At 59.9% G+C, this 17,036-nt stretch carries 15 protein-coding genes; 5 read left to right on the top strand and 10 right to left on the bottom strand.

Annotated features, from left to right (window positions below):
- Positions 1–264 precede the first annotated feature (264 nt).
- The gene (locus BLU76_RS15690; protein ID WP_092223401.1) at positions 265–3,375 is read left to right on the top strand and encodes a transglycosylase domain-containing protein; all 3,111 of its coding nucleotides are present in this window, start codon (positions 265–267) and stop codon (positions 3,373–3,375) included.
- A gap of 144 nt (positions 3,376–3,519) precedes the next feature.
- On the opposite strand, the gene BLU76_RS15685 is transcribed toward BLU76_RS15690, so the two are convergent.
- From BLU76_RS15685 to BLU76_RS15640, 10 genes are all read right to left on the bottom strand, one after another.
- Positions 3,520–4,011 carry an adhesin gene (locus tag BLU76_RS15685; protein WP_092223399.1) on the bottom strand — a complete coding sequence of 164 codons (492 nt, stop codon included), beginning with the start codon at positions 4,009–4,011 and terminating at the stop codon, positions 3,520–3,522.
- A gap of 54 nt (positions 4,012–4,065) precedes the next feature.
- Positions 4,066–4,557 carry an adhesin gene (locus tag BLU76_RS15680; RefSeq protein ID WP_092223397.1) on the bottom strand — a complete coding sequence of 164 codons (492 nt, stop codon included), beginning with the start codon at positions 4,555–4,557 and terminating at the stop codon, positions 4,066–4,068.
- Positions 4,558–4,596: 39 nt separating this feature from the next.
- On the bottom strand, positions 4,597–5,085 hold the full coding sequence (locus tag BLU76_RS15675; RefSeq protein ID WP_092223395.1) for an adhesin: 489 nt from the start codon (positions 5,083–5,085) through the stop codon (positions 4,597–4,599).
- A gap of 226 nt (positions 5,086–5,311) precedes the next feature.
- Positions 5,312–5,821 (bottom strand): adhesin, encoded by a 510-nt coding sequence (locus BLU76_RS15670; protein WP_092223393.1) that lies wholly within the window; start codon positions 5,819–5,821, stop codon positions 5,312–5,314.
- Positions 5,822–6,001: 180 nt separating this feature from the next.
- A complete protein-coding gene (locus BLU76_RS15665) occupies positions 6,002–6,484 on the bottom strand; it encodes a CS1 type fimbrial major subunit (protein ID WP_092223391.1) in 483 nt (160 codons plus the stop codon).
- A gap of 44 nt (positions 6,485–6,528) precedes the next feature.
- Complete coding sequence (locus BLU76_RS15660; protein WP_092223389.1) at positions 6,529–7,272, bottom strand: pilus assembly protein; 744 nt, start codon at positions 7,270–7,272, stop codon at positions 6,529–6,531.
- A gap of 93 nt (positions 7,273–7,365) precedes the next feature.
- Positions 7,366–8,601, bottom strand: coding sequence for a hypothetical protein (locus tag BLU76_RS15655; RefSeq protein ID WP_092223387.1), 1,236 nt, complete (start codon positions 8,599–8,601; stop codon positions 7,366–7,368).
- Positions 8,602–8,667: 66 nt separating this feature from the next.
- Complete coding sequence (locus BLU76_RS15650) at positions 8,668–9,933, bottom strand: hypothetical protein (RefSeq protein ID WP_092223385.1); 1,266 nt, start codon at positions 9,931–9,933, stop codon at positions 8,668–8,670.
- A gap of 94 nt (positions 9,934–10,027) precedes the next feature.
- Positions 10,028–12,562 (bottom strand): CS1-pili formation C-terminal domain-containing protein, encoded by a 2,535-nt coding sequence (locus BLU76_RS15645; protein WP_092223383.1) that lies wholly within the window; start codon positions 12,560–12,562, stop codon positions 10,028–10,030.
- Positions 12,563–12,688: 126 nt separating this feature from the next.
- Positions 12,689–13,174: a CS1 type fimbrial major subunit gene (locus BLU76_RS15640; protein WP_092223381.1), complete on the bottom strand. Its 486-nt coding sequence runs from the start codon at positions 13,172–13,174 to the stop codon at positions 12,689–12,691.
- A 428-nt stretch (positions 13,175–13,602) separates the two neighbouring features.
- On the opposite strand from BLU76_RS15640, the gene BLU76_RS15635 reads away from it, so the two are divergent.
- From BLU76_RS15635 to purT, 4 genes are all read left to right on the top strand, one after another.
- Positions 13,603–14,166, top strand: a complete 564-nt coding sequence (locus BLU76_RS15635; protein ID WP_072345585.1) for a PadR family transcriptional regulator — start codon at positions 13,603–13,605, stop codon at positions 14,164–14,166.
- Positions 14,163–14,948, top strand: a complete 786-nt coding sequence (locus BLU76_RS15630) for a siderophore-interacting protein (RefSeq protein WP_072345587.1) — start codon at positions 14,163–14,165, stop codon at positions 14,946–14,948. Before BLU76_RS15635 ends, BLU76_RS15630 begins: the two co-directional genes overlap by 4 nt.
- Before the next feature lie 231 nt (positions 14,949–15,179).
- A complete protein-coding gene (locus BLU76_RS15625) occupies positions 15,180–15,647 on the top strand; it encodes a preQ0 transporter (protein ID WP_092223379.1) in 468 nt (155 codons plus the stop codon).
- 101 nt (positions 15,648–15,748) lie between these two features.
- Positions 15,749–16,930 carry a formate-dependent phosphoribosylglycinamide formyltransferase gene (gene purT, locus BLU76_RS15620; protein ID WP_092223377.1) on the top strand — a complete coding sequence of 394 codons (1,182 nt, stop codon included), beginning with the start codon at positions 15,749–15,751 and terminating at the stop codon, positions 16,928–16,930.
- Positions 16,931–17,036: the final 106 nt, after the last annotated feature.

The following is a 17,036-nucleotide window of genomic DNA, read 5'->3' as shown; positions in this document are numbered from 1 at the left end:
GCATTGGGGCTGCTTCGCAGCCCAGCGGGGATAAATCCCCTCGCCACAGATAAATACCTCCTCACCCACAGATAAATACCTCCTCACCCACAGATAATTACCTCCTCACCCACAGATAAATCTCTCCTGGTCACAAAGTCGTTGCCACAAAGGAATGCCACTGGCCATGACAGACCGCCACCCACAATTTCCCCTCCCCCCACGCCAACCACCGTCTAAGCTTCAAGCAAGTCCGATCAATCTGCGTGAATGGATCAGTCGACTATGGGCGCTTTGTGGCAAACCGATTCGAATGAACCTGTGGTCCCGACTGAACGTATGGAAGAAGCGCCTTTACCTCAAAAAAAACGCCGCGCCCGGCATGGCTGGCGGGCGTTCTGGTTGTTGTTGCTGATTATCGTCGTGGTGGTCGGCCTGGCGGTGGCCAAGGAAATGCGCACCTCGCGCTTCCAGGCCCGGGAAATCAGCAAGTACGCCGCGTCGCTGAGCTATTCGGTGCAACCAGGGCCCAGCGATGCCATCATCTACCCGGGTGCCGGCCCGTTCGATCGGCGGTTGGGCTACAGCTCGCTGGGGGAGTTTTTACCGCGGTTGCTCAAGCGCGACTACGTTATCCAGGCCCAGGCCCGTTTCTCACCGGCCTTGATGGATTACGTCGAAAAAGGCCTGTTCGTGCCCTACGCCGAAAAGATCCAGGCCGGGCTGACCATCACTGACTGCCGCGCCGCGCCGGTGTATCAGTTCAAGTATCCGCAGCAGTTGTACGCCAATTTCGATGCGATCCCACCGGTAGTGGTGCAAAGTCTGTTGTTCATCGAGAACCGTTTCCTGCTCGACCCCAAGCAGCCCTTGGCCAACCCGGCGGTAGACTGGCCGCGTTTCGCCATGGCGGCCTGGTCGCAAATGGCCAAGCTGTTGAGCTTGCCGGGACAATCCGCCGGCGGCAGCACGTTGGCGACGCAGCTGGAAAAATACCGTCACTCCCCCGAGGGCCTAACCGTGTCGGGCGGGGAGAAAATCCGCCAGATGATTTCCGCCAGCGTGCGGGCCTATCAGGCCGGCCCGCAAACCCTTGAGGCGCGGCAGCGGATCATCCGCGACTACCTCAACAGCGTACCGCTCTCGGCCGTGCCGGGGCACGGTGAAGTCCACGGCATGGCGGAGGGCTTGCGGGTTTGGTACGGCGCCGATTTCAAGCGGGCCAATGAACGCCTGTCCAGTGCCGCCAACGACCCCAAGAGTCTGGCGGAAAAAGGCCTGGCCCTGCGGGAAATGCTGTCATTGATGATCGCCCAGCGCCGCCCGTCCCATTACCTGTCCAAGGGGCACGAAGAGCTGGCGCGCCTGACCGACAGCCATATCCGGCTGTTGGCGCAGAACGGCGTGATCGATGCGGCACTGTCGGAGGCGGCCCTGGCGAGCCAGGTCAGTTATCGCGACTGGGTCCAGGACCCGACCGTGCAACCCAACGAAACCAACAAAGGCATCAGCGCCGCCCGCAGTCGCCTCGCCACGCTGCTCAATCGCCCGCTGTACGACCTCGATCGCCTGGACCTCTCCGCCACCAGCACCTTGCAAAGCGACTTGCAGGCCCAGGCCACCGAGTACCTCAAGCGCTTGGCCGACCCGGCGTTCGCTGCCGAGATCGGCCTGATGGGCGAACGCTTGCTGACCCCCACCAGCACCACCCAGGTGCGCTACAGCTTCACCCTGCTGGAACTGACCCCCGACGGCTCGCGGGTACGGGTGCAAACCGACAGCACCGACCAACCCTTCGACATCAATGAAGGCAGCAAACTGGAACTGGGCTCCACCGCCAAGTTGCGAGTCCTCACCACGTACCTGCAGATCATCGCCGAGCTGCACGAGCGGTATGCCGAGCAGACCCCGGCGGCGTTGAAGAAGGCCGATATCGCCGAACAGGATCGCCTCTCGCGCTGGGCCGTCGACTATTTGATCCAGAACACCGACCGCAGCCTGCCGAAGATGCTGGAGGCGGCCCTGGACCGCACCTATTCCGCCAGCCCCGGCGAGGCGTTTTTCACCGGTGGCGGCCTGCACACCTTCCACAACTTCCGCAACGAGGACAACGGCCGCAACCCGACCCTGCGCGACGCCCTGCGCGAGTCGATCAACCTGCCGTTCATTCGCCTGATGCGCGACCTGGTGCGCTACGCCACCTATGCCGGCCCCAATAACAGTTCCGAGCTGCTCAAGGACGACAAGGACCCGCGCCGCCAGGAATACCTGGCCCAGTTCGCCGACCGCGAAGGCACTTCGTTCCTGCTCAGGTTCTGGAAGAAGTATCAGAAAAAGGACACCAGCCAACGCCTGGAAACCTTCCTCGACGGAATGCGTCCCACGGCGATCCGCCTGGCGGCGGTGCACCGCTACTTCTTTCCCGGCGACAGCCAGGAAAGCTTCAACCTGTTCGTGCGCTCGCACCTCAAGTCGGTCAAGAACCCCGAGAAGCTCACCGACGAACGCCTGGAACGGCTCTACCAGAGCTACGGCCCCGGCGCCTATGACCTGCCGGACCAGGGTTTCATCGCCAAGGTCCATCCACTGGATTTATGGTTGATGGGCTACCTGCTGAATAACCCCGACGCCAAGTTCAGCCAGATCGTCAAGGCCAGTGAGTTCGAGCGCCAGGAAGTCTACAGTTGGCTGTTCAAGAGCCGGCACAAGAGCGCCCGCGACAGCCGCATCCGCACCATGCTGGAGATCGAAGCCTTCCTGGATATTCACCAGCGCTGGCAGAAAGTCGGCTACCCGTTCGATCACCTGGTGCCGTCGCTGGCCACCGCCATCGGCAGCTCCGGCGACCGCCCTGCCGCCCTTGCCGAGCTGGTAGGCACCATTCTCAACGACGGCATCCGCCAACCGGCGCTGCGCGTCGACAGCCTGGACTTTGCCGTCAACACGCCCTACGAGACACGGCTGGTGAGCAACCCGGATAACGGCAAGCGCGTGATGCCGGTGGAAGTGGCCCGGGCCCTGCGCGGCGCGCTGTCCCAGGTGGTGGATGCCGGCACCGCGAAACGCGTGGCCGGCAGTTTCAAACTGGCCGACGGCACACCGCTGGCCATGGGCGGCAAGACCGGCACCGGCGACAACCGCATCGAAGCCATCGGCTCGGGTGGGCGGGTGATCAGTTCCAAATCGATCAACCGCACCGCCACCTTCGTCTTCTACATCGGCGACAGCCATTTCGGCACACTCACCGCCTATGTCCCGGGCGCCTCGGCACAGAACTTCAAATTCACCTCGGCCTTGCCGGTGCAGGTGCTCAAGGGTATGGCGCCGTTTCTCTCGCCGTACTTGCAGCCGGGCAGTCATACCCAGTGCAAGCCGTTGGTGGCAAGCCAACCATAACCCCTGTGGCGAGGGAGCTTGCTCCCGCTGGGGCGCGCAGCGGCCCTGAAACCTGACGACGCGGTGGATCAGAGTGATTACGAGGCCCTTCAGGGGGGCCGCTTCGCAGCCCAGCGGGAGCAAGCTCCCTCGCCACACAAAAAATCACAGAGTTACACGGGGTACCGCATCGAAGATGACAGTGAAGTTCGCGGTATACAGGCCAGGAATGCGATCGATAGGCGAATGACTCGCATGGATGAACATCTCCACCTGGGTCCCAGGCGTGGATGTGGCGTCGTCTACTACTTCTCGAGGCACCTCGTTCAAGAATACGTCGTTGAAAAAGACGCGCAGAGGTATGCGCAAGCGACCATTAGACAAAAAAGAGCCCCCCTCAATGTAGGCATGAATCGAGCCATCGGTATTCTTCACATCAAAGGTCTGGCGTATGGTGCTCAAGTCGTAGTTTACAGTGTTGTAATACATGTACTCATCTTTACCAAAATCCGGATTGCGTGGCTGCACATGAAATTGCTTGTTCGGAATATTTGCGGTGATATGGATCGGTGCGCGGGCATCATCAGCGGCCAATACCAACGAAGGGCTCAGGGCTGCAACAACAAGGGCTGTTACGGACACGATTTTGTTTAACATACTTTTTCCTTCTGATTAATGAAACGAAGTGGAGACTCCCCGTGGCACGGTGAGTTACTGGGTGACCCGAGGGACCGCGTCGAAGACCACGGTGAATTGGCCGGTGTACAAACCTGACTGCATGGGACTAATCGGGAACGGCGCGAAGATGCGCATCTCAGCCGTCGTACCGGGCGTGGACGTGGCGTCATCCACCACTTCCTGCGGTGTTTCTTGCACGTGAACATTGTTGAACATTACAACAGTGACAATCGGATACTTGTCACCGTGCAGCCAGGAATCCCCTTCAAGGTAGGCATGGACCGAACCGTCGGTATTCTTTACATCAAAGATCTGGCGCACCGGAGACAACATTCTGGTCACAGTATTGAGGTGCATGACCTCGTTCTTACCAAACTCCGGATCCCGTGGCATCACATGAAACTGCTTGTTCGGAATATTCGCCGTGATATGAATGGCTGCGCGAGCATCATCCGCCGCCAATACCCATGAAGGGTTCAAGGCTGCAACGACCAAGGCCGTAAAGGACACTGTCTTCTTAAACATGCTGAATTTTTCTTATGAGTAATGAAACAAAAATACAGATCAGAGGCTAACCCGAGGGACCGCGTCGAAGACCACGGTGTATTGCCCGATGTACAAACCTGACTGCATGGGAGTAACCGGGAACGGTGCGTAGATGTACATCTCAGCCGTTGTACCGGGCGTGGACGTGGCGTCATCCACCACTTCCCTCGGCAAGTGGTTCAGCAAAACGTCGTTGAACATGACGAAAGCAGGAATCGGATATTTGCCAATAAGGTCGGTGGAACCTTCTACGTAGGCGTGAACCGAACCGTCGGTATTCTTCACATCGAAGATCTGGCGCACCGGAGACAACATTCTGGTCACCAGGTTTAGGTGCATTACTTCGTTCTTACCAAACTCCGGATCCCGTGGCATCACATGAAACTGCTTGTTCGGAATATTCGCCGTGATATGAATGGCTGCGCGAGCATCATCCGCCGCCAACACCCATGAAGGGCTCAGGGCTGCAACAACCAAGGCCGTAAAGGACACTATTTTCTTAAACATGCTGAATTTTCTTATGAGTAATTAAACGAAATACATACCTGTGGCGAGGGGATTTATCCCCGTTGGGCTGCGCAGCAGCCCCACAGTCACCTTAATCTGTCTGATCCACCGAGTTGTCTGGTTTAGGGCTGCTTCGCAGCCCAGCGGGGATAAATCCCCTCGCCACAGAGAAATTCCTTCATCAGAGAGAAATCCTTCACCTCAGATAAATCCCCTCGCCACTAAATCAGCGGGTGACCCGAGGCACCGCGTCGAAGATCACGGTGAAGTCAGCGTTATACATACCGGGAGAGAGTGGGCTAGTAGGCGAGTTCGCAACCATGATTAGCATCTCCGCCTGGGTGCCCGGTGTGGACGTGGCATCGTCCACGACTTCCTGAGGTAGGTTGTCCAGAGGTACACCGTTGAACACCGCCCTCAGGCTTACATGATCCACCCCGTTGCTCAGATAGATGGCACCTGTGCTATTACCATTCTCAACATAGGCATGGACGGAACCGTCGGTGTTCTTCACATCATATATGTGGCGCAAAGGCGTAAATCTGTAGGTCATGGGGTTGTAGTACATGTATTCATCCTTGCCGAAATCCGGGTTGCGGGGCTGCACATGGAACTGCTTGTTCGGGATTTTCGCTGTGATGTGGATAGATGCGCGGGCATCATCCGCCGCCGACACCCATGAAGAACACAGGGCTACAACAACCGAGGCCGTGACGGGCACTATTTTTTTTAACATTGTTTGATACCTCTTCTGAGTAATGAAACGACATGCGGACTCCCTGTGGCGAGGGAGCTTGCTCCCGCTGGGTGGCGAAGCCGCCCCACGCTTTTCCAACCAACTGGATACCTCTGACTTGCCATCTTTGCGGCTGCTGCGCAGCCGAGCGGGAGCAAGCTCCCTCGCCACAAAAGCCAGTCAGGGCGCAACCGCATCGAACACCATATGCACCGTGCCGTAGTAATCACCCGACCTGTATCCATCACCGGGCTTGATCGCGGCGATTTCCAGGGGCACCTGGCGTCCGGGCCTGGCTTCGAGCGCCGTCACGACCTGGGTCGAGTCCAGGGTCAGTTCGACCTCGTTGAACTTCACCCGCAAGTCGATCCGCTCGCGGCCATTGGATAAATAGGCCTCCTCGGCCAGGCGCGCACCGATGCCGCCCGTGGTGTTCTTCACCTCATACGTCGCCCGCAGCGAACCGAGCTCGCCGGTGATGGAGCTGAAAGGCAGGCGTTGCTCACGCTGGACCAGTTGCGGGTCGAGGGGCAGCACAAAAAAATCGACCGTCGGGATGGTCACGTGGAGTTCGAAGGTTTCCCGCTCGACCGCTCCCCAGGCCGAAACCCAGGGCAGCATCAGCGCGGTCAACGCAAGAGGGCTTAGCAGTGTCTTGGACATATTGATTACCTGTGGCGTCTGCGACGGTTCGGCGACGACAACCGTCAACCCTTGATCTCGACGGCTTGGCTCTTGCTGCCCTCGATCAGCGTGAAGCGGTACTCACGCCCCGCCTCCTTGTCGAAGGAAAACGTGCGCCCGGCCATGACGTGGTGCTTGGTCGTCGGGCGGCAGTCGCTATCCGTCTTCGCGTCGCAATCCTTGAACTCATCGATCACCACGACGCTGTTGCCGTTGTTGCGCATCAGGTAGCGATTGGCGCTGTCATCGATCACGGTCTCGAAACGGGTGTTCTTGGGCCGCACGAAAAACACCGTGCCGTAGCCCGCCAGGACCTTGACTCCCGCCGCCACGCGCTCCTTCTTGTACGCTTCGCGTTCCTCGGCGCTGACGGCAAATTCATCCTCGGCTTCCGGCACCACCGGCACGAAACGCACCCGGAAATAGCGCTCCTTGTCGCGGTTGCCCATGAACAGCAACCGGGTGCCCTGCATGCCGTTGGCCGGCACGATCAGCCGCGCCGGGCTGGCCATCAGGCCATCCTTGGAGGTGGCGCCGGCCTGGTTCTCCAGGGGCAATTCCTGGTAGCTGCCGTCCTCGTTGTAGACGATCTCCAGGATGTTGACCTTGACGAACGCCGTGGACGTCCCGCCGTTGAACACCCGCTTCATGTAGGTGCTTTTGTCGCCGTCGAGATAGTCGTAGACCACCCCGACACCAATCTGCGGCCCGGCCTGGGCCATGCTGCAAAACAGAAGAAAACCAACCCATGCCACTAGATGCTTCATCACTTCTCTTAACCTCATGTATTAAACGCAACTCACTGCACATTGCTGACTGAATAGGGCTCGCCGAACACCGCCGGACGACACGCCGTCGTTTCAAACCTCTGAATCCCAGATCACCGTGACGGCGCCGGTATAAGTGTCAGGCGCGCGATCGAGCATCGCCGCGACACTGACGCTGCGGATCTGGAAATGCAGGGTTGCGGGCTTGCGATCGATGTACCTGACCGGGAGAAATCGAACGGGATTGCCAAAGCTTCCAACAGGCACCGTTCGACGGTTGACCGGTGTCCCGTCAGGATTGGTCAAGCCGTCGGGCAGCGTCACATAGACATCCACCGGGTAATAGATAGCGGAACCCGGCGCCGTTACACCGCACTCGGTGCCGGCCATGTAGCGGCATTCGAGCTTCATCGTGAACGGCGAAGACGTCGAGATGTGGAACTGATGGTCGCGAAACAGCACCGTCGGTTTGCTGCCGTTGCTCAACCACGCCTTCCAGCCCTCTCGAGGCTCCAATTCCACCCGGTTTCCCCCCGGTGGAATTTCAACCTTGAGGACATGCTCGACATCCAGGGTGAAATTGAGCGTGAGCGCCGAATCATTGGGGCGCACGACGTCACCGAAGTCAAAATCCTGGCCCGGTCCGATGCCGAGCGTCAGCGAGCCCCGGTACTGGCCGCCTGTCATTTGCAAAGGATTGGGCGTGCGCAACTCGTAGGCAAAGCTCAGGCCCTGGTATTCGAACTGAGGGATCAGATAGCGCGCCGGTTTGGCGCAGGCGTCCTCAACCGGTGTCTTCCAGAAGAACCAGGCGTGGGAAAGGGTCGCCCCCTGCCTCACACAGGGCGCCGGGGCTTGCCACCAGGTCGAGCCGAAGATCATGTTGTAGGCGGTTTCGTCACTCACGCCGCCACCGACAATCTCAGCGGGGCTGGGGCTCAGCCCGATCGCCCCGCCCAGGCCGACAACGCGAAACTCGAGGGTTTCGGTATGGCCTGTACCTGAATGGGTCACCTGTACCGTACGCCAGTTGGCCGGTGCCTTGAGCATCGCACCTTGCCGGCTATCTTCATGATTGGCCTGGATCGGCCCCCCTGAAGCGCCCGTACCCAATATCAGGCTGAATATCCCGGCCGACTGGCACAGCACGACGAATTGCTCGCAATAACCGCTGTTTCGAGTGGTATTGACGAACTTATTCTCGTGAGGCTTTGCGCTGTCCGCTCTGAATTGCGCGGTGATGTCCACCGTGGCGGCATGGACAGCCGGCACGCAGGCCAACCCAAGCGCGGCAGCCATACCGCTTGCCCGTTTTCTCGAAAGCTTCATCTATGCAACCTCCTGTAGCAGAGCGAATCGTGGCGGAGAAAAACAGCCGTTGACCGAACCCAGGGTTCAGACTTCCGAATCCCAAATCACCGTGACGTTGCCGCTATACGCCTTGGCGCCGGTGTCCAGCATCGCTTCGACCTGGCTACGGCCAACTTCGAAGTGCAGGGTTCCCGAGCGGCGATCGACATAGAAGCCCGGCTGGAACAGCTCGGTACCACTGCCATCAAGCCTTAGCTGACGACGGTTGACCGGTTGTCCGGCGGCGTCGGTCAAGCCATCGGGCAGGGTCACGCTGACGTCCACCGGCACGGCATGACCGCTGCCGGTTTCGGTGATCGCGCAGGTATTGCCGCTGACGTATTGGCATTCGAGCCCCATCTTGAAACGGGAGGAGGCTGAGATGTGGAAGCGCTGGTCACGGAACAGCCGGGTCGGTTTTTGCCCCTGGTTCAACCAGGCTTGCCAGCCGCCTTGGGGGACCAATTCGACGCGGTTGCCGCCGGGGGGTATTTCGACCTTGAGGGTGTGTTCGACGTCAAGTTTGAAGTTGAGCGTGAGAGCCGAATCGTTGGGGATCACCACATCGCCCATATCAATGTCCTGTCCCGGACCAACGCTATAGGTCAGCGACCCGGTGTATTGGCCGGACGACATCTTCAATGGGTTGGGTGTGCGCAGTTCGTAGGCAAAATCCAGGTGGGTATAACTCATGCTGGGGATCAGGTAACGGGATGTTTTGGCGCACACATCTTCTACTGGAGTCTTCCAGAAAAACTCGTAATCCGTAGCGGTGTAAAAACCTACACCACTGTATCGACAGGGCGCAGGAGCATATACCCAAGTATGCGAAACACCGCCCCAGAGTCTTTGATGAGCGGTGAGGACGTCTACGCCCCCACCTACCACATTGACCACGCCAGCAGGGATTCGGTATTTCGAGCCGAGACCGGAAAAGCGTACTTCAACGGTTTCGGTTTCACCGGTACTCGCATGGGTCACCCGTGCCGTACGCCAGTTGGCAGGTACTTTAAACATTGCACCCTGACGAGCACTTCCATGATTGGCCTGAATGGGACCGGCCGAATTGAAAGTCATGGGTAATCGAATGCTGAAGGTCTTTGTAGCCTTGCACTCCGACGGATGACTTGCACAGTAACCACTGACCGGAGTGGTGTTGAGAAATACATTTTCTTGGGGCTTCGCAGGGTCAGGCCTGAAAATCGCACTGATATCCTGCGTCAATGCACTGGCCGTTGGTGAGCCAGCAAGAAGCGAGGCAAACAACAGCACCGAAGCCACGCTGCGCACGGCCACCGATAAAGGTTTCATCTATACAACCTCATACATCAAAGCGAATCCCTGCAAGTTGGAGAAAGAACCTTCACGCGGGGCGCACACCTTGCTCCCCGCGACACATCAGGAATCAGGAGCGCTGCCGGTCCTTGCCGGTCTCGCCCAACGAGTTATCTGCCAGGGTGTCCGGCGTGCAGCGCAAATCACCGATCATCAACACATCGCCTTCGCGGTTGGCGTTGTCCGGGTCGAGGCGGAACCGGCAGAACAATTCACTGCCGTAGCGCACTTCCAGGGTGGGTGAGCTGGCGTTCATTTCCATGGAGAAAAACCCGTCCGCCTCGCTGACGCCGCGGCTGGCGTGGTTGATCACGTGGTGGCCCCGAAGCGGCTCGCCCTGTTCGTCCACCAGGCGCCCGAGTACGGTCACGGTTTTCATCACCTGGACCTTGCGGTAGTCCACGCCGCCTTTGTTCAGGTGATAACGGGTCCGCGCAGGCTCGATATTGGCCGCCGGCGGATGCACGCCCTCGAAGTCGAAGGTCACCATGCTGTTCTTGTAGGCGGTGATGGGGATGAAGTTGCGCCCCGGGCGTAACGCCGTGCTGCCACCGGTCAAATCGTCGGCACGCAGGGCGACATCGTCCAGGTCGGTTTCCACGTCGACGATCAGGCCCGCGCCGCGCCCTTGGGGCAGGCCGGTGAAGGCGGCTTTCTGGCTGCCCACGGCGACGGTGCTGCTCAGGTTCAAGCCGCCGGTGAGGTTGTCGTTATAGGACGAACGCTGGACGAAACCGTCGCCATACAGCGAATCGGTCATGAAACTGCCGATGCCGGACAGCCCCACGCCATAGGTGTCGGCCATTGCCGTGGCGGAGACACTTTGCAAGACGTGGTCCTGCAGGTCCCGGCGATAGGTCACAGAGGCATTGTGGTCGCGGTCGCCGTCCCGCGATGTGCGGGTGCCGATGCTGCCCGACCAGTACTCGCCCGGCCCACCCAACGCGACACTGATGCTCAGGTCGACGCCGCGGTTGCGCCGGTCGGCGGTGCTCGACGTACCGGGGCGGTCGAACACCGACAGCCGCCAGTTGGCATCGCTGCCGCCCAGCTTGCCGCGCTGGGTCCAGCCCAGGTCCAGGCCGGTGCCTTGGACATTGCCTTCGCTGTAGGCCAGCCGTCCATTGATGGAGGTCTTGTTGCTCAAGCGATGGTTGACCGACAGCGAGGAGTTGCTGGTTTGGCCGACGAACACGTTGCGTTGGCGGATGCGGGTGCCGTCCGGCCGGGTTTCATAGGTGTTGCGGGTGTCCAGCCAGCTGCGGTTGTGGCTCGCCACGACGCTGCCATGGCCATAACTGTACAGGCCTTGCACGTCCATGCCGGTGCCGTACTGCTGGGTCTGATAGACGTTGGCGTACAGGTTGGTGTTGCTGGCCAGCGTCCAGTCCACCGAGGTGCCCACTTGCAGTTTGTCCTGCACCTGACGCGTGGAGGCGCCCAGGATCACCCGGGGATGCAGCAGGTAGTTGAGGCCCACACCCGCCGTGGTGAAACCCGAGGGCTGGTCTTCCCAGTTGCTCCAGAGCCTGGTTTCGCGTCCGGCGAACAGGTTGTAGCGCCAGCGATCCTCGGAATTGCTCCAGTTATTGGGTTTGTAGACCAGCTCCTGGCTGGTGGCGGTGGTTTGCCCGTCCTCGATCAGGCGCACTTCCACTTCATAGATGCCGCCGGGCAAGGGCCGGGTGTCCAGGCTCTGCAAGCCGGCACTGACCGCCTGAGAATTGATCAGCAGCCCGTTGCGATAAATCTCCACCGACGCCTGGCGGCTGGCGGTGACATAGATGGGGTAGACGCTGGGCTTGGGGTTTTCCACCACCAGGCTGTCGGAGCTGCCGTACATGACGCCGAGCGCCGTGTCGGGGTTGGCCCCGAACGAACGGATCTGACGGTTCAAGCCATCGGAACTGGGCGTGAAATAACCCAGGCGGAAAAAATTCCCTTCCATCTCTCGTTGGGTGTAAAGCTCGTGGACGGCGTGGTACAGCTTGTCGTCCGGGCCGCCAAGACGCGAAAGCTGGAGGTCCAGTGACTGGCTCCAGTTGCCCACGCTGGAACTGGCGTTGAGGCCATAACGCCCGCCAGTGTCCTGTTCCTGGCCACCATTGATATTCAGTTGGTTGTTGAAGATCAGGCCGAGGCTGCCGCCTTCCGGCTGATCGTGGTAACGCTTGGTTTCGTTGGCTCGCTCCACGTCCCTGGTCAGGATCGACACCAATGAATTTTCCAGACTGTAATGCACAGCCAGCAGCCCGGACGGGCAGCGGCTTTCACAAGCGCCCAGCCTTTGTCCCTGCTTGAGATGCTGCTCCCATTGATCGCGCTCGGCAGCTTTTATCGAGCTGTCCTGCGTGTCGGTGAATTCGAGCAGGGTAATACGATCATCCCGCGTCAAGACCACCATGGCTTCACCGAGGTACTGTTGATTGAGTTCAACACGAACCGCCAAAGGCACATCGAAAAAGTGCGATTCAAACTCAGCCGGCAAACCCTTGGCCTGGGCTAGCAGGCTCTTGGGTGTGGTACCGGGGGCAGTCGGCGCAGCCAATGCACTCGCGCACAGAAACAGCGCGAGGGCACCCGCGATGGGTGTCATCGGAAACATCAACGGATTCTCATAATCAACGAACGATCAGGGCGTTTCGGGTGCGGGCCGCCCGGCAGGGGAGCGCCGGACGGCCTGCGGCAATGCCCGTGCAATGAGGTGAACCTCAACGGGCATCGAGCGGCATCACGGGCGTGGCACGGCGTCGAAGATCACGGTCATGTCGGCGGTGTACAGGCCGTTCTGGGTATCCAGGGGCTTGTCCGCGACGATGGTCATGTCAGCCTGGGTGCCTGGAGTGGAGGTTGCATCATCCACCACTTCCTGAGGGGTGGCGGACAGGGTGACGCCGTTGAACTTGGTGGTCAGGGCGATGGCGTCACGGCCGTTGTACAGCGCCGCCGGGCCACCCTCGATGTAGGCATGGACCGAACCGTTGGTGTTCTTCACGTCGAAGGTCTGGCGCAGGGAAGTCAATGTGCCGGCGACGAGGTTGTAGCTCATGACTTCATCTTTACCGAAGTTCGGGTCACGTGGCTGCACATGGAACTGCAGGGTCGGGATGTTCGCGGTGATATGGATCGAGGAGCGCGCATCATCAGCGGCGAACGCCGCCGAAGAACCCAGGGCAGCAGCGACCAGAGCAGTACCGGATACGAATTGTTTGAGCATGTTGTTAACACCTGTTCTTGACATAAAGAGAAGGGTTGAAAGTTGCAGGCCAATAACCGCTTGGCCTGCCCCCTTCAACGCCGGGGCATGATCGGCTCTCTTTAATCAAAAATAAGCAGGCACTTTCCCATAAGCATGTAGTACTTCGTGCATATAGCACGAAGAAAAAGAAGCCATTTCTTATAAAGTTGAAGTTTGGCTGTCAGAAACAACCCACATTGCCAGCCTACACGCTACTCAATCATTACAAATGTATGCAGCCCGTATGCTTGTCACCCCGGGTCTAGAGCTTTCATGTAAGGTTTTTTCCGAACCCAAGTAAGACCTTGCGAATAAAAATACATCTTAGTTCCAGAAACTTATCAAAGATATATCTTTAAATAAAGATATATCTAAGTTTTATCTTATGCAGAATGGAGAGCGCGCATATGACAGTCACTTATTCCCTTCCCAAGAACGATGGACTTGAACAACCCACGGCAGTCCGTGAGCGTGGCAGCCGGGGTCCACGGGTCTTCGCCTCCGGCGATCTGAAGCTGCTGTTGCTGGCGCTGATTGCCGAACAGCCTTGCCATGGCTATGACCTGATCCGTCGGATCGAAAATATGTTCGACGGCGCCTACAGCCCCAGCCCCGGGGTGATCTACCCGACCCTGACCTTCCTGGAAATGAGCACAATGGTGACCTGCGGCGTCGAGGACGGGAAAAAATGCTACAGAGTGACCGACGCCGGACGTCTATCCCTTGAGGAGCAAGCCGTGGCGCTGGATGAGGTAAGGATGCGTATTGAAGCCAGCAAACGCGCCCTGCGCGGACAGGACCGCCCCGCACAAATCCATGAAGCGGTGTATAACCTGCGGCATGCGCTGCACAAGCACCCCGGGCATTGGACCCCGGAGGAGATCAAGCGGGTAAGCGACTTGCTCAACGACACCGCCAAAGCCATCATCGACGGCCTCGACCGTCCACCCGTTTCGGAGTCAACGCCATGACTGCAGTCGATCCAAACACCATTCACCGTGTCAATCACGAGGTCAAACGCCGTCGCCTGGAAGTCTTGCGGGTGCAGGACCTGACCCCGCGCATGCGCCGTATCACCGTCGGCGGACCGGAACTGGCCGGGTTCGTCAGCCTGGGCACGGATGATCACGTCAAGCTGTTTTTCCCGCAGAACGCTGAGGAACGGGCGGCGCTGGAAAGCCTCAACCTCAGCGCCGGCAAGGCCCAGGGCGCGCTGCCGCAAATGCGCGACTACACCCCGCGCCGCTATGACCTGGACACCCTGGAGATGGATATCGATTTCGTGCTCCACGGCGACGGCCCTGCCTCGACCTGGGCGTCCCAGGCAACGCCGGGGCAGTACCTCGACATCGGTGGGCCACGGGGTTCGATGATCGTGCCGGACATCTTCGACAGCTACCTGCTGATCGGCGACGAAACCGCCCTCCCCGCCATCGCCCGCCGCCTCGAAGGCCTGGCGCCGAACCGGCGTGCCCTGGTGGTGGTGGAAGTGGAAAACGGCGCCGAGCAGCAGGTTCTCCAGAGCCCGGCGCAGGTGCATGTGATCTGGGTGCTGCGCGAAGGTCGCCAGGATAACCTGCTGACCACCGTGCAGCAGTTGGATATGCCCGGTGGCAAGCTCTACGCCTGGGTCGCCACCGAGAGCAAGGTGTCGCGGCAGATTCGCAAGGTGTTGCTGGACGAGAAAGGGTTGGATCAGGATTTCGTGAAGGCTGTAGGGTATTGGAAGGCGGAGGGGAGTGAAGAGGAATGAGCTATTGGCGGCGGCTAAACTACCCATTGAGCGACACAGAACTCCGTGGCGAGGGAGCTTGCTCCCGCTGGGCTGCGCAGCAGCCCCCCCTCTCAAAGACCACTCAATTAACCTGATCCACCGGGTTGCCTGGTTTGGGGCCGCTTCGCGCCCCAGCGGGAGCAAGCTCCCTCGCCAGGGGGAATATCGCTATCCTTCAATATTTGGCACGACATTTCACCAGGTACCCCCATGCTCTTCCTGATCGCCTACATCGCCAGCGTCGTGCTGATCAACTTCGCGTTTTCCGCCGCGCCGCACCTGGACATCATCTGGTCGGCCTGGGGCGGGCTGGTGTTTATCCTGCGGGACATGGTGCAGACCCGTTTCGGCCATGGTGCTATCGCGGCGATGCTGGTGGCTCTGGTGTTGTCCTATGTCACGTCGGATCCGACCATCGCCCTGGCCAGTGCCACGGCGTTTGCCGTGTCCGAGTGCATCGACTGGCTGGTGTTCACGATCACCAAACGCCCATTGCATGATCGGCTATGGATCAGTTCGGCCCTGAGCATTCCGCTGGACACGTTCATTTTCTTCGGCCTGATCGACGCTCTGACGCCTGCCGTGGTGATCACCGCCCTGCTCTCGAAATTCGCCGGGGTCACGGCTGTCTGGCTGATCATGGCCTGGCGTTTGCGCAAGCAAACCGTCGCCACCTGAAGCCAAAACCCGCAGTTCATGTAAAATGCCGCGTTTTCTCCCCACGGGAAGCTCGCCCGGCGTGCAACCCTCGACGACCGCTCCTGTTTGAGGACCTTCAGATGACCCGTATCGGAACTCCCTTGTCGCCCACCGCGACCCGCGTTTTGTTGTGTGGCAGCGGTGAGCTGGGCAAGGAAGTGGTAATCGAGCTGCAGCGCCTGGGCGTTGAAGTGATCGCCGTGGATCGCTACGCCAACGCGCCGGCCATGCAAGTGGCCCACCGCAGCCATGTGATCAACATGCTCGACGGCGCCGCCCTGCGTGCGGTGATCGAGGCCGAGAAGCCGCATTTCATCGTGCCGGAAATCGAAGCCATCGCCACTGCCACCCTGGTGGAACTGGAAGCCGAAGGCTTCACCGTGATCCCCACCGCCCGCGCCGCGCAGTTGACCATGAACCGTGAAGGCATCCGGCGCCTGGCCGCCGAAGAACTGGGCCTGCCGACCTCGCCGTATTTCTTCGCCGACACCGTGGAAGACTATCGCAAGGCCGTCGAAACCCTGGGCTTCCCGTGTGTGGTCAAGCCGGTGATGAGTTCGTCGGGCAAGGGGCAGAGTCTGCTGCGCAGTGCCGACGACGTGCAGAAAGCCTGGGACTATGCCCAGGAAGGCGGCCGTGCCGGCAAAGGCCGGGTAATCATCGAAGGCTTCATCGACTTCGACTACGAAATCACCTTGCTGACCGTGCGCCATGTCGGCGGTACCACGTTCTGTGCACCGGTCGGTCACCGTCAGGAGAAAGGCGACTACCAGGAATCCTGGCAGCCGCAAGCCATGAGCCCGGTGGCCCTGGCTGAATCCGAGCGCGTCGCCAAGGCAGTGACCGAGGCCCTGGGTGGTCGCGGCCTGTTTGGCGTCGAGCTGTTCATCAAGGGTGATCAGGTGTGGTTCAGCGAAGTCTCGCCACGTCCGCACGACACTGGCCTGGTGACGCTGATTTCCCAGGACTTGTCGCAATTCGCCCTGCACGCCCGCGCCATTCTCGGCCTGCCGATTCCGTTGATCCGCCAGTTCGGCCCATCGGCTTCGGCGGTGATCCTGGTGGAAGGCCAGTCGACCCAGACCGCTTTCGCCAACCTCGGCGCCGCCCTGAGCGAGCCGGACACCGCCGTGCGCCTGTTCGGCAAGCCGGAAGTCAACGGCCAGCGCCGCCTGGGCGTGGCCCTGGCCCGCGACGAATCCATCGAAGCCGCCCGCGCCAAGGCGACCCGGGCTTCGCAGGCCGTCAAGATCGAGTTGTAAGGCTGGCCCCCCCCGTGGCGAGGGAGCTTGCTCCCGCTGGGGCGCGAAGCGGCCCTAAAACCCGGCGACACGGTGGATCAGGTTGATTGAGTGAGCTTGAGAGGGG

It is taken from the genome of Pseudomonas sp. NFACC08-1, assembly GCF_900106735.1.
GTDB lineage: Bacteria > Pseudomonadota > Gammaproteobacteria > Pseudomonadales > Pseudomonadaceae > Aquipseudomonas > Aquipseudomonas fluorescens_Q.
Note: the sequence above shows the minus strand (reverse complement) of the source record. Positions and strands in the feature narration are given on the sequence as shown.

Excerpts from the sequence above, each read along its gene's own strand:
- BLU76_RS15675 (WP_092223395.1), bottom strand. The coding sequence starts at position 5,085 with ATGTTTAAGAAAATAGTGTCCTTTACGGCCTTGGTTGTTGCAGCCCTG.
- BLU76_RS15650 (WP_092223385.1), bottom strand. The coding sequence starts at position 9,933 with ATGAAACCTTTATCGGTGGCCGTGCGCAGCGTGGCTTCGGTGCTGTTG.
- BLU76_RS15630 (WP_072345587.1), top strand. The coding sequence starts at position 14,163 with ATGACTGCAGTCGATCCAAACACCATTCACCGTGTCAATCACGAGGTC.
- BLU76_RS15645 (WP_092223383.1), bottom strand. The coding sequence starts at position 12,562 with ATGTTTCCGATGACACCCATCGCGGGTGCCCTCGCGCTGTTTCTGTGC.
- BLU76_RS15660 (WP_092223389.1), bottom strand. The coding sequence starts at position 7,272 with ATGAAGCATCTAGTGGCATGGGTTGGTTTTCTTCTGTTTTGCAGCATG.
- purT (WP_092223377.1), top strand. The coding sequence starts at position 15,749 with ATGACCCGTATCGGAACTCCCTTGTCGCCCACCGCGACCCGCGTTTTG.
- BLU76_RS15640 (WP_092223381.1), bottom strand. The coding sequence starts at position 13,174 with ATGCTCAAACAATTCGTATCCGGTACTGCTCTGGTCGCTGCTGCCCTG.
- BLU76_RS15665 (WP_092223391.1), bottom strand. The coding sequence starts at position 6,484 with ATGTCCAAGACACTGCTAAGCCCTCTTGCGTTGACCGCGCTGATGCTG.
- BLU76_RS15690 (WP_092223401.1), top strand. The coding sequence starts at position 265 with ATGGGCGCTTTGTGGCAAACCGATTCGAATGAACCTGTGGTCCCGACT.
- BLU76_RS15670 (WP_092223393.1), bottom strand. The coding sequence starts at position 5,821 with ATGTTAAAAAAAATAGTGCCCGTCACGGCCTCGGTTGTTGTAGCCCTG.
- BLU76_RS15625 (WP_092223379.1), top strand. The coding sequence starts at position 15,180 with ATGCTCTTCCTGATCGCCTACATCGCCAGCGTCGTGCTGATCAACTTC.
- BLU76_RS15685 (WP_092223399.1), bottom strand. The coding sequence starts at position 4,011 with ATGTTAAACAAAATCGTGTCCGTAACAGCCCTTGTTGTTGCAGCCCTG.
- BLU76_RS15655 (WP_092223387.1), bottom strand. The coding sequence starts at position 8,601 with ATGAAGCTTTCGAGAAAACGGGCAAGCGGTATGGCTGCCGCGCTTGGG.
- BLU76_RS15635 (WP_072345585.1), top strand. The coding sequence starts at position 13,603 with ATGACAGTCACTTATTCCCTTCCCAAGAACGATGGACTTGAACAACCC.
- BLU76_RS15680 (WP_092223397.1), bottom strand. The coding sequence starts at position 4,557 with ATGTTTAAGAAGACAGTGTCCTTTACGGCCTTGGTCGTTGCAGCCTTG.